Consider the following 15,365-nt stretch of genomic DNA (forward strand, 5'->3'; position numbering starts at 1 on the left):
AAGGGTTACGGCTCCCAATTCACCGTCTTTTTTTCTAAACAGCTCCGCCCTCCTCCTTTTCTCACTTTTTGCTTTTGCCAAAATGCTGCACAACCTGTCCGGCTTCTGCCGCTGTACTGGTCGCCGCACCGCCTTTTCCTTTAAACTTGGCTGCGTAATACCGGATTAAATCTACCGTTCGAATGAATTCAACTGGTTCAACAACTGCGGACGATCCTTGAGTGAGGACACGGTTACCTGAATCGAACAAAAAAGAAGGAAGAGGCAAAGAAATTACTTGTTCCAGCTTGGTTGTTACTTTCCGCTGAATCAGAGAATTCTGATACCCAATCGTTCCTTTCATAGCTGAAGGCATATGTTGCACCGCTTGTGCTAATTTCTGTTCCGAGAGATTGCCGCCTTCACCAGCAGGTATAGAAACGCTAACCTGATTATCCGCTCCCGCCCAGCCAAACAGCGCTCCAAGCATACGATCATCCGTCAGTCTCCAGTACAGATTGTCATGTTCTCCAGCGACAAATTCACCTGTCATCGCCTGTTTGTGGCTGTTGTCCCAGCTATAGGCTGCACGTTCCGAAGCTGCATAAGCATGTTGATTCAAGAATGTCTTTTGATACATGTACATGGTGAAAAAAAGCAATAACACAAGAATAAACAGCACAACAGGGAAGATCAGGGAAGCTTCAACGGTGAAGCTCCCTTCTTCCTTTTTGAACTTGTTATTCGAAAAATTCATTACTTTTATTACTCACATTAGTTAACAGTCTCTCTACCAACGTCTTAATTTGGTTTTTAAAAATCAAAGCAATAATGATAATAACCCCGATAATCAGAATCAGCTCTAACGTGCCGAGTCCTTCCTCTTCTTTCCAAAATACGTTTACCTTGTTTTTTAACACTTCCATCATCCCAATTCCTCCTACATATTCATCATCATAAAAGCAGGTGCCCCGATCATGACCACAATCGTAAAAAAGATCAGTACCATCGGAAACACCAGTTTGGAAGAAGCCTGTTCTCCCTTCGCCCGACTGACAGCCTTGCGTTTCTCCCACAACACATGTGACAGATCCCGCAGCGCCAATACAAAGTCACCTCCCCCACGTCGGAAATTCAGCAGCACTGTTGTCGTAAAAATCGTCACTTCCTGTACACCGCAGCGGCGACTGAACTGTTCAAATGATTGTTGAAAAGAGTAACCATTATTCCAATCCCCCACCGTCTTTCTGAGTTCGTTGTACAACGGATGATTCCGTTCCCCCTGGCTTGTCACACAGTGAACGATAGCACGTTGCACGGTTTCCCCTGCGCCAACCAGCAGTACAATTCGGTTCAGCAGCTCAGGCAGTTCCATAAGAATATCCTGGTCTCTTCGCTGCACCTTTGTATTGAGGTCTTTGTAGAGCGCAAAAGGCAACGCTGCACCGAGCGCGAGCCCACCCACCATACCTCCGATGCCCATATCTCCAATGAGTGATAACAGGCAGCCCACCAGCAGCATGAGCCATGTATAAGTCAACATTTCAGCGCAATACAGCATCGTTTTCTCTCCGCTGTGCTGTATGCCGTACATTTTCTGAATGGCATGTTGCATTCGAAACATGAGCACTGGCAATCTGCGTCCAATCTCGAACTTGTCCAATATAAACAGGAAGGGGCCATGCAATTTTTTCAGTCGTAATCCTTCCATATCCAGCTTGCGCAGATGCCGGTAGGTCTGCCCCCGGGTTCGATCCAGCACCAGCCATCCCGCTCCGAGCATCCCTGCGACTATAACGGGAAGCAGCATCGTTTCAACTCCTTATACTTTGATATCCATAATGCGATTAATCCACAGATAACAGCAGGCGAGTACTACCAATGCTCCACTAGAGATGAGGTACCCCATCCCGCTATATAACGGCTCCATAAAGTCCTTGGCGGTCAGATTGAGGAATATCAGAAAAATAAATGGAGCGGCAAACATCACCTTTGATTCGAACTTTTTCTGCGATACCGCGACCATAATATCCTGCTGAATGTCCAGCTTCTCACCAATCACCGCAGAGGTACGACGCACAACCTCAACCAGATCCCCGCCAGTTCGTTTGCACGTAATGAACACATCTGCAAAGTTCGTAATATCTTCAATCTGCGCCCGATCCGAAAAATCCTGTAGTGCCTCTTCGATTGGTTGTCCATACTCCATCCGTGTCCGCAATATCGTGAACTCACGAATCAGATCGGTATCCGCTTCCGGGTTCAACATCCGCAAATCCTCCACGGATTCCTTGAATCCATTTTCCACCGATTTTCCTGCGGCAAGTGCCGAAGATAATGCATATAAAGCTTGCTTAAAATGTAAACTGAGTGTCATTCTTTTTCGTTCCAACAGCACTTTAGTCCAATGTTTTGGTACCCATATGCAACCCGCAGCCAGGATCGCTCCAGCCAACCAGTGATGGTAGAACAGAATCCCGATGCCAAAAAACAGCAGACCACTAATCAGCATACAGACCATTCGTTGTCTCCGGGAAAGCGTATATACGGTGTAATCCGTCAACATCTGTCTGGCTTCACCCAACAGTAATCACCTTCCAATGGCTTTAATTCACGTTGTTATCTGATTAATCTATATCAACACTATATTGTTCTATGTATTCATCCAGCCATTCCCCGAGCCCAGCCATCTGAATTTTATCCACCTGATTCAACCTTCCAACCTGTACTAACCCGCCAATAATTTTGCTTTCACGCTCTTCTTGTTCCTGGAAACGAAACAGTGGATTCAGCATAACCTCACCGTCCTGCATGCCAATCACTTCACTAATCTCTGTCACCCGCCGTGAGCGGTCTCGTAGCCGGGACAGATGTACAAAAATATCGATTGCTGAACTAATCTGCTGCCTTACAACCGCAATAGGAAGATCCGCACCGCTAAGCACCATCGTTTCGAGTCTGCTGATCATGTCGGAGATAGTATTGGCGTGCCCAGTTGATAAGCTTCCATCATGTCCTGTGTTCATGGCCTGTAACATATCCAGCGCTTCTGCGCCCCTGACTTCCCCAATCACAATCCGGTTCGGACGCATCCGTAAGGATGATTTGATCAGATCCCGAATAGATATCTGTCCCTTGCCTTCGGTGTTTGCATTCCGCGTTTCCAGTGATACCAGATTGGGTACCGTAACAATCTGTAACTCAGCCGAATCCTCAATGGTAATAATCCGCTCATCGGCAGGGATGAACTGTGATAATGCGTTCAGAAAGGTGGTTTTTCCCGATCCGGTCCCACCTCCAATGAAGATGTTGTATTTGCTCCGTACCAACTGCTGCAATAATTCTGCCGCTTCTTCATGCAGGGCTCCCTTTTCAATCAGATCGGACATCTTCATCGGTTCACTGGGAAATTTACGAATCGTCATCGTGGGGCCTTTCAAAGCAATAGGCGGCAACACGATATTGACCCGGGAACCATCCTTTAAACGGGCATCTACGATTGGAGAAGACTCATTCACAATCCGGTTTACCCCGGACACAATCATCTGGATGATATCCTCGAGCCGTTCCCTGGACTCAAATTCAAGGGTGATCTGGCTGACTTCACCTTCCTGCTCCACAAAAATCTCCTTGTGACTATTGATCATAATCTCCGTAATATCGGGATGATCCACAAGTGGCTGCAAAATATCCAATCCACGAAAGGAGTCAAATAATCGCTGTACCAGCGTATGACGCTCTCCTGAGGTCAGATCATCCAGCTTCGGGTCGGTGAGAACTTTGCGTTCTATCCCCTGCCACAGTTCATCATCTCCTGCGGAAGAGGTTAAATCGAGGCCAGCCCTGACTTCCCTGCGCATCATCTGAAACTGTTCTTCACGATCCAGTATTCGATTGGATGAATCCGTCATAGTGCCCACCGATCCTGCTTCTGAATTCGTCCCGTCTGCTTCAACTCTTCTTCGCCATCTTGTACCAGCATGGCACATAATCTCTTCACTTCACGTTGGAAGATCGGAGAACTAAGCATGACTTCCTCCTGACTGAGTTGCTTCCATGAAGGGATATAGGGCAACACTGCATCCAGATGCAGATCAGGGCCTGGGAGTACATTGACGACATTGTCCCGATATTTGTTAACCACAAAGCGTGAACGATCCAACATACTTTCGTATAGATCTGGCTTCGTACGCTCAGCATGCTGTAACCATTGTCCCCATCGATGCATGGCAGATATATCATCCTCAACCAACCAGACAAATGCATCTGCTGCATCCAGCACCCCTTCACTGCGCCCATCCCAACCGGAATCCCCATCCAGAATCAACACGTCATACTGTCCACAATCCGTTAAATAACGAAGCAGATTCGACGTATCCTCACGAGTCATTTGCAACAGTTCTTTCCGATTTGATAATGGCCAGAACACATCGGATTTCAACGCTTCATGCCGGACCACATATCCATCTACGCCCTTCGATTGTACCTGTAACTGCTTACCGGATTCCTTCCTGCCCACCTTCAGATCGTATAACAAGCGGGACAATCCCGTCTCCGCATCCGGGTGGCGCTGCCCACTTCTAGTTAGTCCCTTTTCCAGAAACGGGAGCGTGCTGTCCAGCGTCTCCAGATTAAGATAAAGAACAGCATATCCTGCAAGTCCCAATTGCTTCGCCATATGCAAGGCCACTGCCGTTTTGCCACTTCCACCAGAAGCGGATACTACACCGATGGAGAGAGTCTCTTGCCCTGGATGGTGAACCTTCTTACGGCGTGGCTGCCGGCAAGCATGCATCACAGCATCCAGCAAAGCAGGCAAGGGTTGATATTTCATCAGCCGCTTGGCCTCATCCACCTCTTCCATCCCTTCACTAAGCATTAGCCAAGGTACACCTGATACTTCTCCCCCGTTATTCAGCCAGTTATTCAGAAACTCCGGTTCCGCAATAACCAGATCCGGTAATTCTCGACCTTCTTGCTCTTTCATGTGATCCCTGAACGAATCCTCTTGGGAGAATGCCGTGAAACGCACATGAAGACCAGATGAATTTCCCTGTACATAATCAAGCCAAGCGCTAATGTAATCTCTATCCTTTGAAACCAGAGCAACCTTCAGTACAATCAATTTTTCCTTCCCTCCCTGTCAAAAAGCACAAAAAAGCACCGTCCAATAACCGCATGAATATGCAGTATATGGACGGTGCTTCCGTCACGTGCTATGAATGTATGGATAATATAGCATACAATTTCTGGGGGAGCAAGGGATTTATTCTAACCCTTTTTCCTTAAGAGTTGTACGGTGAATCGAACTCAATAATGTTACGGTCCGGATCAAGTACAAAAATCTGCGCGAATCCAGCTACACTGTCAGGTCTCGCTTCATACTCAATTCCCTGCTGCTCCAGCCAGGCTATAGTCTCTGAATAACTGGTGACCCAGATCGCAAAGTGACCGTCTGTAGTATCAATACCAGCTTCGCGTAACGTCTGACCCTCCGGGTGCTGTAACAGATGAAGCTGCTGGCTACCGATAGCGTACCATGTACCCGTGGAGCGGAAGGCTGGACGTTCAATCTCCTGCATGCCTAGTAACCCCGAGTAGAACTTCTTCGCGATTTCCAGATCACGTACAGCCAGACTAACATGGTGGATGTGTGCATATTCAATCATCTTTTATATCCCCCTCTCTACTTCAATATGACTATACTATAACACCTTGAACCCTGACCATAATCTCCGCTAAACAGAAAAACACCCCTGATTCTAATCCGGTAAACCTCTCGGCTCACACAGATCTAGTTCAGAGGTGCCCTGCAAACGGGCATACAAGGATGCTCGCTTACCGCATTAAATCATCTTCAGCACATTTGGCATAACCAAATTATTTTGCGCTATCCAATGCTTCTTGTGGAATCTTGATCTCTTCCACTTGATCGTGGTTAGAAAATGTACTGTTCATCTTCATGTCCATTGTCATTTTCTGTCCATTCTGTTCCATCTCCATGACCATGTTTACATCCGTACCTGCAGGCAGATAGGTTTCCTTGTTAATCATATATTTCATCTTCATGCTTGTAATATTCATTTGTTCAAGCATCGCTTGGGTCTGGGCATTCGATCCGTTTTGCTCCATCACGGCTTTGGCCAGTTCCTTTACGTTATCACCGGATACATTAGCGTTAATGACATAATTGTCGCCATCTTCTGTAACTTCGGTGTCTTCCTCAATCTTTTTGAACTGATCCAATTCACCTTCTGGATTCATGCTTGCTTTCATCTGCTCCACCAATTCTTTGGTTTGAGCTTCAGGAATTTTAACCCATTGTTCTCCCACTTGTGAATAGATCGTATCTGAAGTGATGTATTGTTTTACATTCTGCGCTTCCTGCCCAGACATTTCCATTTTCATCTCTTGGTAGATCATCATTGGATCTTTGATGATATCCATTTTGAGCGATGTTTTAACCTGTTGATCCTGTGACTGTTCACCAGCATCCAGTTTCAGATTCTGATCAATGTTTGCTTCAGTTGTGAAGCTTTTCATTTCTTTGGTTGCTGCATTCGTTTTGGTAATCAACTCATCCAGGGTAGGGATCTTTGTTTCCTGCTCCGCAGGTGTATTACCCTCGTTAGATGTTTCATTGTTGGTCGCTGGCGGCGTTGCCGTGTTGTCTGTGTCGTTTCCGCATGCTGCCAAGCTTACTGCTAATAATGTCCCGATAATTAATGTAGTCCACTTCTTCAAGTTGTTTTCCTCCCAAAATAGATATGATCTGTAGTCATTACCCAATTATTTCCGCTATTAATCATCAAATTTGGATACAATGTGTCGCACGAGACTTTTTCACAGAAATCGATCTTTGATCTCCGGTGTAGGCAACATACACGCTTCATCCTTGCCAAACCAGCGATAACGGTTGCGAGCAACCCAGTTATAGACTGCATTACGAATAAATTTCGGTATGATGATGAACACATATAACAACGGATAAGGAAACTTTAGACCCTTAGCCAATCGCAGTGCGGCGGTTGAACGTGTATAGTATTTTCCATTTTCAATCAGCACAAAGGTGTCCATACTATCTGTCGACAAATTGCCTTTCTTCAGCAATTCCTTGGCTACATCCGATTGAAGCGATGCAAAATGATATTTTCCTTCCGGGTCACGCTTGATAATCCATTTGGTTAAGCCCTGGCAGAAGTGACAGACACCATCCACCAGTACGATCGGATGTCCCTGATGCACATCTGTTTGATTTGCTGTCATATTGGCTGCCTCCTATTGTTGCGGTTAGAGTAACTTACCCAATCTGGGCCATCTTGTTCACTAATTCTAAATTTATTTCTAGAGGTAGTTCAAAAAGAATGAACACCGCTCTTTTTGAACATGCATTAATGGGAAATAAAAGAAAAAGAGCGCAGGCATTGTGCCCACGCTCGTATCTGTCCGACAATTACTCCGTAACTGCCTTTTCCATCCATTGGTCATCGATCATCTGTTGATGCAGGTCACTTGCCCACTGGTCCATACATTTGCAAATGAAATCTTTGCGACATACTGGACAAGGCGTTTTCTGCAGACGGCTGATATTGGTCATCTTCCATTCCGGGGAACGGGTGTAGAATACACGGCATTTTGTACCGTCTACCAAATTCATTTTGAATTCATACAATCCGTCTTCCTTGTTACCATAAGCTAATTCTAAATCTGCAATACGCGGTCTATAAGACATGGATATCACCTGTTTAATTCAAATTTGGTTCATGCAATGACACTACTCAGTACTAAGTTATATTAAAGAAAATTCAGATCAATGTCAACTCGCGCATGTCTACCCGCCAAACAGAATATCCAGAATCGTCCCTACCTGTCCCTGTTTTTTCCCTTTCAAGACATCCGGATCAAATACTTCGACATACCCGCAGGAAGCACAAGCCACGAACAAGTAGTGATTATGCTGTATATCAAACATCTTGCTCAGGCCTGCTCCTGACATGGAAACTTCCTTAATGTTACAATCCGTGCCCCTGCATTTTGTACACACAAATCGCCGCTCGATCATCTCTTCAATACTCATCTTCGTTCCCCCTTTATGGAATGTGTAGCATGAAGTGAGAGTGCAATTATGTAAAATAGTACGCGATCTGGCATCTAATCCCCTGCATCATGTCCTTATATGATAATCAACACAAAACCCTGCCGATTGCCAGCAGGGCTTTGTAGTCGAACATCAGGTATCTGGGATAACTTGCTCTATATGTTCCCTTTACTTATCCAGGAGTCAAATCTTAAACTACGTTTAATACAACATCAATGTTGCCACGTGTTGCTTTGGAATATGGACAGAAATCATGCGCCTTGCGGGCCAGTTCCTCTGCTTGACTGTGATCCACACCAGGCATACTCACGTCCAGACGAACAGACAGCTGGAAACCGTCATCCGCAGGGTCTTTACCAATGGATACGTTACTTGTAACGACCACATCCTCCAATTTCACACCTGCTTTACGTGCTACATTGGCAAGGGCACTTTCATAACATGCTCCATATCCAGCGGCAAAAAGCTGCTCAGGGTTAGTACCCTCACCACCGGAACCCCCAAGCTCTTTTGGCATTTTCAGATCATGCTTAAGCACGCCATCCGAAGAAGTCACCGAACCTGTACGTCCACCTTTAACTGTCGCTACTGCTGTATATAAAGCTTCCATTAAGAATCTCTCCCTTATCCATATAGTTTTTTACTGCCTTCCTTTCAATTTAAACTTCTGGCTCATTTTGAAACGCAATTTTGTATCTTTATCAGCTTTTACAACTTTATTATTTTCATGCATTTCAATGCCATGGCTGTATTTTCCCTAAGGTTGGGTAATATACGAAGGGGCATATTCAAGCTACAACCGAAATTTTGTGCTGATACATAAAAGTTGCACTAGACAAAAATAATTGAAGGAGTACAATGTAACAATAAACATAAAAATTTAGATATATCATGAGCGGTTTGTACTGCATCAATATCTCAAAATCAATAATTCAAAGTCAGGTGATTATCGTATGAGTAAAAAAAATCCGTTCAACGCTCCTTCAAGAGAATCATTATCTACTGCGGGCATGGCCCCTTCCCTTGGAGAAGCACATAGTTCCATGAAAGTTCCGCAGAATGCTGCATGGTGGAAGAAATTCCTCGCCTTTGTAGGCCCAGGATACCTTGTTGCCGTAGGTTACATGGACCCGGGGAACTGGGCAACAGATATCGCAGGCGGCTCGCAGTTCGGGTATACCTTGTTATCCGTTATCCTGTTATCGAACCTGATGGCCGTTGTCCTTCAGTCGCTGGCTGGCAAGCTCGGCATCGTCACTGGACGGGATCTGGCTCAAGCCTGTCGTGAAAGATTCAGCATGCCTGTTGTTATGATGTTATGGATTCTGTGTGAACTCGCCATTGCAGCTACCGATCTGGCTGAGGTCATAGGTTCTGCCATCGCATTAAAGCTGTTATTTAACATCCCCATGTTATACGGCGTTATCATCACCGCAGTTGATGTACTCCTGATTCTTGTTCTGCAAAACAAAGGCTTCCGCGCTTTGGAAACTCTCGTCATTGTGCTGATGGCAACCATCGCCCTCTGTTTCGGGATTGATCTGTTTCTGGCAAAACCGGATATGGGCGGTGTTCTCCATGGTTTTGTACCAAATGTTGAGATTCTGCAAAACCCGGCTATGCTCTATATTGCCATTGGTATTATCGGAGCAACCGTGATGCCGCATAATCTGTACCTGCATTCTTCCATTGTGCAGACCCGTCAGATCGAACAGACACCACAGGGCAAAAAAGAAGCCATTCGGTACTCGACCATGGATTCTACGATTGCGCTGACACTGGCCCTGTTCATCAATGCAGCCATCCTGATTGTATCTGCTGCTGTATTCCACAGTGCTGGTATGACGCAGGTTGCTGAGATCGCTGATGCCTATCATCTGCTGACACCTCTATTAGGTACTACGGTTGCAAGTATTCTGTTCGGTGTGGCGCTGTTAGCATCAGGTCAGAACTCTACCCTTACAGGTACACTCGCTGGACAGATCGTTATGGAAGGTTTCCTGAACATTCGAATTCCGGCTTGGCTGCGCAGACTGGTCACACGTCTGATCGCCATCATCCCGGCGGTAATTGTGACAGCCATTGCAGGAGAACATGGCACAGAAGAACTGCTCATTTTGAGCCAGGTCGTGCTGTCGCTTCAATTGCCCTTTGCTGTAATTCCCCTGGTGATGTTCACAAGTGATAAAAAAAGCATGGGTGCATTCGCCAACAAATTGTGGCTCAAAATCATCTCATGGGTCATTGCCGCGATTATCGTTGTGCTGAATGTATATCTGATCATTCAGACGATCCGGTTGTTCTAATCTCATTTTAATTGGCTAAATACTAAAAAGGCTGATCAACTCCGGTATGCTATACCCAAGTTGATCAGCCTTTATTGTTGCAATCCAATAAACAACCATCTGAATCTAATCCTGATTTGGCATCAGTAACGGCAGGAGTTGATCCAATGAATCAACAGTCCAATCCGCACGTTTGTCATCCGATAGCTCTGGCTGGAATCTTCCGTAACCCTGCATAATCCGAATCGTACGCATGCCCAGCTTCCGAGCAGGTATAATGTCGTTATCGATCCGATCGCCGATCATGACGGCTTCCTCCGGTTCACAACCGGCCTGCTTCAAGGCCACAGCGTATAACTCAGGGTCTGGCTTGGACACTCCTTCTTCAGCCGAACATGCCAGAACATCAACATACTTCCGCAAGCCATAGCTTTCCAGTCTCTCTTCCGTTCCAGGACTCTGATTGGCAATAATGCCAATGCGATAATGCCGTGACAACTGCTGAAGAACGGAATCCGCTGAAGGAAAAGGACGTTCAAGATCTTTTTGAAACTTCAGCTTGTCCTGAATCTGTTTCTGATGCCCCTCGTCTTCAACGAATGTGCGAATCGCCACTCTCATAGGCCATTGCTCATATTTTCGGTAACAACTCGCGAACAGTTCGCGTACCGCCTCAATTGTCACCGGATACCCCAAAGCACAAGCTTCACGGACAAACTGTCCGATAATATCATCAACCGGCTCCCATTCATCCACCAGCGTATCTCCAACATCAAAAAACAACCATTTCAATCCACCTACATCCGGCACGCCAATTCCTCCTTGTAAGCATAAAAAAGAAGACTCACCATCCTGCATGAGTCTCCTCAAACTTCCGTTTATCGATACATTCAATTATAACAGGCACCTTACACCTGAGCAATCACAAGCTATGGCATTAACCATTGAGGAGAAAGCCAACTTCCCCATTGAGCGAATATACAATCCGGTCTGCGCCCATGCCCCGATAGATGCCCTTAGGATGACTCTGCTCCGTAATGACGCACAGGGATTTCGATGTCCATGAACGGCAGATCTGTAAATAACGACAGGTCAGATTCAGGCTGTTCTCGAAAATAAACACGTTGCCTACGCTGCCCTGCGGCAAAAACCATTTTTGAGCTGCAGCCGTATTCATGCGAATGACATGTTCTACTCCGATTCTACGGAGTCTTCGCTCTTCCCCTGCACTGTTGGTTAGAACGGCAAACGGCATTTTTTTGTACATCAGCAATTTGATAAATTTACGTCCTGCTTCATTTGGAGCAGTCACTAAGATCATCTCAGTATCCATCATTCGTTCCTCCCTTGGCGTGAAAAGACAACAAAAAAGAAGCGTGGGGGACCAAGGCCTCCCGAACGCTTCTTAAATAACCCATGGCGAAAACACCATGAACCAGCGTACGGCTTGTTGCCTCTCCCTTTAACGCTTACGAGGTTAGCTGACGGATTCGGGCGCGAGAGTCGCCCTATTTCCGGCTGTCACCGGAAAATTCACCCCATGAATGCCCACTGTCCTGGACAGCGCATTCCGTTGGTTCCCCCGTTTCCCATTCATTAATGAATGGAAACTCAGCGATTAAAACATCGTTCGTATATCTTAAGGTAAGATCGAGCGATATTATCGTTTGTTTCGTTTTTCAAGTACAATTTAGTTTAAATTGAAATTACGTTATGAATCATACACCCGTGCCATGTCGGTGTAAAGTCCGCCCAGATCACCAAATCGGCAGATTTTTGCCAATTCCTATCCATAATAACGCTTACAACAAAGTTATACTCTATCTATCTCTTCAAGGCTATCTAATTCTCACTCTGGCGTAAATCACTTCGCAATTCATTCACGTATTCTGCACAACTTGCCTGTTTTGATTCTTTTAACACCATATTAGTTTTGCAATATTTAATTGCAACCAATATAATAGAAGATATAAGAGTAAATAAATGGAGGCGATTTAGATGACAGTCTACGATTACAAAGTGAATACCCTTCGCGGTCAAGAAGTTGAAATGTCCGACTACCGTGACAAAGTGCTCCTGATTGTGAATACGGCAAGCTCATGCGGCCTTACCCCTCAATTCAAAGGTCTGCAAGAATTGCAAGACAAGTTTCAAGATGCTCCATTTGAAGTGCTTGGTTTCCCAAGCAACCAGTTTGCACAGGAAAAAGGATCTTCCGACGATATTGCCGAGTTCTGTCAGATGAATTATGGCGTGAGCTTCCCCATGTTTGAGAAAATTGATGTGAACGGTTCAAGCGCTCACCCTCTTTTCCAACACCTTAGCACAGAAGCTCCTGGCCTGCTCGGCTCCAAAGCAATCAAATGGAATTTCACCAAATTCCTCGTGGATCAGAACGGACAGGTCATTAAACGTTATGCTCCCAAAACAACACCGGACAAGATTGAAGAAGATATCAAGAATTTGCTGCAAAAATAATACACAGGCCACCCGTAGCCGGAAGGTAGAGCAACATTCCTCCGGTAATGGATGGCCTTTTTTCAACCCAGATGTCATACTGTTCGAAAAAGACAAAAAAAAGAAGCTTCCCATTAATGGAAAGCTTCTTTTTAATCGTTCATATGATGCGGTCGAGAGGACTCGAACCTCCACGGGCATACGCCCACTACCCCCTCAAGATAGCGTGTCTGCCATTCCACCACGACCGCATGTCGTAAATAATCGGCAACAGAATTGATTATACCGGGTTCAGAACTAAAAGTAAAGTATTTTTTAATACTTCTTTTTCAGCTAGGCATTTTCATCAAAAATCGCATAATCTCGTCATCTTTACCCATGAACTGCATATGATTAGATTTGATCCCCTCTCTTTCGGTAAGAGCCGATCTTGTTGATTCATTTATATATAGTCCTTCCTTATATATAGTCCTCCCTGCACTTCGCAAAATAAATAACACAATAAGTTATATAAAATAACACAAATATTAAATTCCAGATTTAATCCATTAATTTCACGGATACTATTGACAAAAAGCGGACATTTATGGGATGATAACTATCATATAATTCGGGTTTTTAAACACAAAGCAAACAAAAAGGAATACAAATGTCACTTTAAGTGACATTTAACGAACACAGGAGGCGAATGATTGTGAACCGTGGGAATAAGCTGCTCGATTATGTCAAACTGCTTGATTCCTCTATTCAGGTTGGAGGGTTCACCCATTCCTTCGGCATGGATATCCATATCAGGGAGGGTACCATTCGTAATGCTGAAGATCTCGAATCATTTATGCGTTGTCAGTTGCATCCCAGCATCGTTCGTCTTGAAGGTATGGCCATCAAAGGCATCTATACCGCAACAGATCACAAGGATACATGGCGGATAGCTCTGATCGACAAGCTCGTCCATGTTCAGCGAACCCCTGGAGATCTCAGAGAACAAGCTGCCGCCATGGGTAAACGATTGATCAGACTCGCACGCGCTCTGCACCCCTGGATTGAATTCAGCCAGCTCGAACAGATCTTTGCCAAATATGATTCGGTTGGCTGCCTCTCCACTGTTCACGCCTGGATTAACCACCACCTCGACATCCCGGTCGAGGAGGCGGTCCTTGGTTACCTGCATTCAGCCATGAATGCCTGCATAACCGAAGCCTCCAAAGTCATTCCCCTGAACAACGATACAACCAAGGATCTGATGGTCCGCCTGGCCACAGATCTGGAGAATGAATGGAAGACCGTCAGCGCCTCGGCTGCGGATGGACTGGCACAGCCAACCTCGATGTCCATGAAATCGTTTTTCCCCAGTTTCCATATGCTCGGAGCTGGACTTCATGCCTACAGGGCCTAATCCTCTTCCTCCTCATACCTGCTCCCCTTCATTCAAACAAACTAAAAAAACACGCGGCAACCTCCTTGCCGACGTGTTTTTTGTCATTTTATTTGTTTTATTTACGTATTTACGCCATTTATAATCACAAAATACACTTTTTTCCGTCTTTTTTAATTGTTAGATGACGAATTTACGTATATAATGAAACATACAGCTCGCATTTCTATATATTCTACATGAAGAAAGAGCGGCTGAATACTACATTCTAACCAGGGGTGAACCCTTTTGAACAAGAAAAAACCAGTTACTCCGTTCGGATGGGCCATCAAACGACGGCTAACCGAACTTCAAGTGGACCAGAAGACCTTTTGTGAACAGCATGGCATCCCACCCTATCGTTTATCCAATCTTATTCACGGCACACGCAAAGCAACCCGATTCAGACACCTGGTCGCTGATATTTTGGATATTCCAGATGAACTGAGATAAGATTTCTGCCAAAGGAGGGTCTCATCCATGAGACATGTTACATCCGATCTGGAGAGGCTGTCGTTCCAGTCCATACGTCACCAGCTCATCATTGTTGATGACAATTGGATTATCCAAAGTTGTAACCGTGCCTGGCAACAGGGACTTGGTCAATGCTCACCAAACCCGGATATACACAGTAGTCATAGACACTACCTGCACCTGACGGAAGCCTGGGCAAAACGAGGCAAGAACGCTAACATGGCACTTGTCGCACAGAATTTGAAAGAACGCGGAATACCCTTTAATCGAAATCATACATATGACATCTGCGTGTATACTGTATACAACGAAAAGAGGTGGTTTCGTGTAGAACTCACCCCTCTATCTTATTCAAATTCAATTCTGGATACCGATCTCGCTTTAATTGCACACATGGATATTACCGAACAAAGAAAGACAGAACACCAATTGAAGAAAGCATTGTCTGAAGTGCGCACATTGCGCGGACTGCTGCCTATTTGCGCTGTCTGCAAACAAATCAAGGACGAAGAGGAACACTGGAACTCCGTTGAGAGTTATCTGGAGAAGCATACCCACGCCGAATTCACGCATGACATCTGTCCGGAATGCATCCGGCGGTTATATCCGAAATACTCGAATATCCTGGACAAGCGCTCCTAAAACCTTTCTCCACTGG

The 15,365-nt window shown here is 45.3% G+C and carries 19 protein-coding genes, 1 tRNA gene and 1 riboswitch; of the genes, 5 read left to right on the forward strand and 15 right to left on the reverse strand.

Going from position 1 to position 15,365, the window contains the following annotated elements; all coding sequences use genetic code 11:
- Positions 1 to 61 precede the first annotated feature (61 nt).
- The 12 genes from MHB71_RS18035 to MHB71_RS18090 all read right to left on the reverse strand — a co-directional run bounded on the left by MHB71_RS18035 (position 62) and on the right by MHB71_RS18090 (position 8,687).
- Positions 62 to 736, reverse strand: a complete 675-nt coding sequence (locus tag MHB71_RS18035; protein ID WP_340027172.1) for a TadE/TadG family type IV pilus assembly protein — start codon at positions 734 to 736, stop codon at positions 62 to 64.
- A complete protein-coding gene (locus MHB71_RS18040; RefSeq protein WP_340027173.1) occupies positions 720 to 908 on the reverse strand; it encodes a Flp1 family type IVb pilin in 189 nt (62 codons plus the stop codon). The genes MHB71_RS18035 and MHB71_RS18040 overlap by 17 nt, the downstream gene beginning before the upstream one ends.
- A gap of 11 nt (positions 909 to 919) precedes the next feature.
- Complete coding sequence (locus MHB71_RS18045; RefSeq protein ID WP_339182928.1) at positions 920 to 1,789, reverse strand: type II secretion system F family protein; 870 nt, start codon at positions 1,787 to 1,789, stop codon at positions 920 to 922.
- A gap of 12 nt (positions 1,790 to 1,801) precedes the next feature.
- The gene (locus MHB71_RS18050; protein ID WP_076209547.1) at positions 1,802 to 2,545 is read right to left on the reverse strand and encodes a type II secretion system F family protein; all 744 of its coding nucleotides are present in this window, start codon (positions 2,543 to 2,545) and stop codon (positions 1,802 to 1,804) included.
- 61 nt (positions 2,546 to 2,606) lie between these two features.
- On the reverse strand, positions 2,607 to 3,890 hold the full coding sequence (locus MHB71_RS18055) for an ATPase, T2SS/T4P/T4SS family (RefSeq protein ID WP_340030191.1): 1,284 nt from the start codon (positions 3,888 to 3,890) through the stop codon (positions 2,607 to 2,609).
- On the reverse strand, positions 3,887 to 5,104 hold the full coding sequence (locus tag MHB71_RS18060) for a ParA family protein (RefSeq protein WP_340027174.1): 1,218 nt from the start codon (positions 5,102 to 5,104) through the stop codon (positions 3,887 to 3,889). Before MHB71_RS18060 ends, MHB71_RS18055 begins: the two co-directional genes overlap by 4 nt.
- A gap of 160 nt (positions 5,105 to 5,264) precedes the next feature.
- Complete coding sequence (locus tag MHB71_RS18065) at positions 5,265 to 5,648, reverse strand: VOC family protein (protein WP_340027175.1); 384 nt, start codon at positions 5,646 to 5,648, stop codon at positions 5,265 to 5,267.
- A 211-nt stretch (positions 5,649 to 5,859) separates the two neighbouring features.
- Positions 5,860 to 6,723, reverse strand: a complete 864-nt coding sequence (locus MHB71_RS18070; RefSeq protein ID WP_340027176.1) for a DUF6612 family protein — start codon at positions 6,721 to 6,723, stop codon at positions 5,860 to 5,862.
- Between the two features lie 99 nt (positions 6,724 to 6,822).
- Positions 6,823 to 7,245, reverse strand: coding sequence for a thiol-disulfide oxidoreductase DCC family protein (locus tag MHB71_RS18075; protein ID WP_339189090.1), 423 nt, complete (start codon positions 7,243 to 7,245; stop codon positions 6,823 to 6,825).
- A 187-nt stretch (positions 7,246 to 7,432) separates the two neighbouring features.
- A complete protein-coding gene (locus MHB71_RS18080) occupies positions 7,433 to 7,711 on the reverse strand; it encodes a hypothetical protein (RefSeq protein ID WP_036610814.1) in 279 nt (92 codons plus the stop codon).
- Between the two features lie 99 nt (positions 7,712 to 7,810).
- Positions 7,811 to 8,056, reverse strand: a complete 246-nt coding sequence (locus MHB71_RS18085; RefSeq protein ID WP_036610816.1) for a zinc ribbon domain-containing protein — start codon at positions 8,054 to 8,056, stop codon at positions 7,811 to 7,813.
- Between the two features lie 211 nt (positions 8,057 to 8,267).
- Complete coding sequence (locus tag MHB71_RS18090; protein ID WP_036610819.1) at positions 8,268 to 8,687, reverse strand: organic hydroperoxide resistance protein; 420 nt, start codon at positions 8,685 to 8,687, stop codon at positions 8,268 to 8,270.
- Positions 8,688 to 9,087: 400 nt separating this feature from the next.
- On the opposite strand from MHB71_RS18090, the gene MHB71_RS18095 reads away from it, so the two are divergent.
- A complete protein-coding gene (locus MHB71_RS18095) occupies positions 9,088 to 10,383 on the forward strand; it encodes an Nramp family divalent metal transporter (RefSeq protein WP_036669231.1) in 1,296 nt (431 codons plus the stop codon).
- Between the two features lie 105 nt (positions 10,384 to 10,488).
- Here the strand turns inward: MHB71_RS18095 and MHB71_RS18100 are convergent, their stop codons facing one another.
- Together MHB71_RS18100 and MHB71_RS18105 are read right to left on the reverse strand one after the other, a co-directional pair.
- Entirely contained in the window at positions 10,489 to 11,172 is a 684-nt protein-coding gene (locus tag MHB71_RS18100; protein WP_340027177.1) for an HAD family hydrolase, read from the reverse strand.
- A gap of 127 nt (positions 11,173 to 11,299) precedes the next feature.
- Complete coding sequence (locus MHB71_RS18105; RefSeq protein ID WP_235193755.1) at positions 11,300 to 11,698, reverse strand: hypothetical protein; 399 nt, start codon at positions 11,696 to 11,698, stop codon at positions 11,300 to 11,302.
- 115 nt (positions 11,699 to 11,813) lie between these two features.
- A riboswitch (cyclic di-AMP (ydaO/yuaA leader) is annotated at positions 11,814 to 11,989 on the reverse strand.
- 371 nt (positions 11,990 to 12,360) lie between these two features.
- Between MHB71_RS18105 and MHB71_RS18110 the strand changes: the two genes are divergently transcribed.
- Positions 12,361 to 12,840: a glutathione peroxidase gene (locus MHB71_RS18110; RefSeq protein ID WP_036610823.1), complete on the forward strand. Its 480-nt coding sequence runs from the start codon at positions 12,361 to 12,363 to the stop codon at positions 12,838 to 12,840.
- 147 nt (positions 12,841 to 12,987) lie between these two features.
- Here the strand turns inward: MHB71_RS18110 and MHB71_RS18115 are convergent.
- Positions 12,988 to 13,070, reverse strand: a tRNA-Leu gene (locus tag MHB71_RS18115).
- 443 nt (positions 13,071 to 13,513) lie between these two features.
- Here MHB71_RS18115 and MHB71_RS18120 point away from each other — a divergent pair.
- The 3 genes from MHB71_RS18120 to MHB71_RS18130 all read left to right on the forward strand — a co-directional run bounded on the left by MHB71_RS18120 (position 13,514) and on the right by MHB71_RS18130 (position 15,349).
- Positions 13,514 to 14,215, forward strand: coding sequence for an urease accessory UreF family protein (locus MHB71_RS18120; protein WP_161799427.1), 702 nt, complete (start codon positions 13,514 to 13,516; stop codon positions 14,213 to 14,215).
- A 267-nt stretch (positions 14,216 to 14,482) separates the two neighbouring features.
- Positions 14,483 to 14,686 (forward strand): hypothetical protein, encoded by a 204-nt coding sequence (locus tag MHB71_RS18125; RefSeq protein WP_017690011.1) that lies wholly within the window; start codon positions 14,483 to 14,485, stop codon positions 14,684 to 14,686.
- A 27-nt stretch (positions 14,687 to 14,713) separates the two neighbouring features.
- Complete coding sequence (locus tag MHB71_RS18130; protein WP_053061478.1) at positions 14,714 to 15,349, forward strand: hypothetical protein; 636 nt, start codon at positions 14,714 to 14,716, stop codon at positions 15,347 to 15,349.
- The last annotated feature ends 16 nt before the right edge of the window (positions 15,350 to 15,365 follow it).

Origin of the sequence: Paenibacillus sp. FSL H7-0940 (assembly GCF_037979415.1) — a bacterium.
GTDB classification, from domain to species: Bacteria; Bacillota; Bacilli; order Paenibacillales; family Paenibacillaceae; genus Paenibacillus; species Paenibacillus amylolyticus.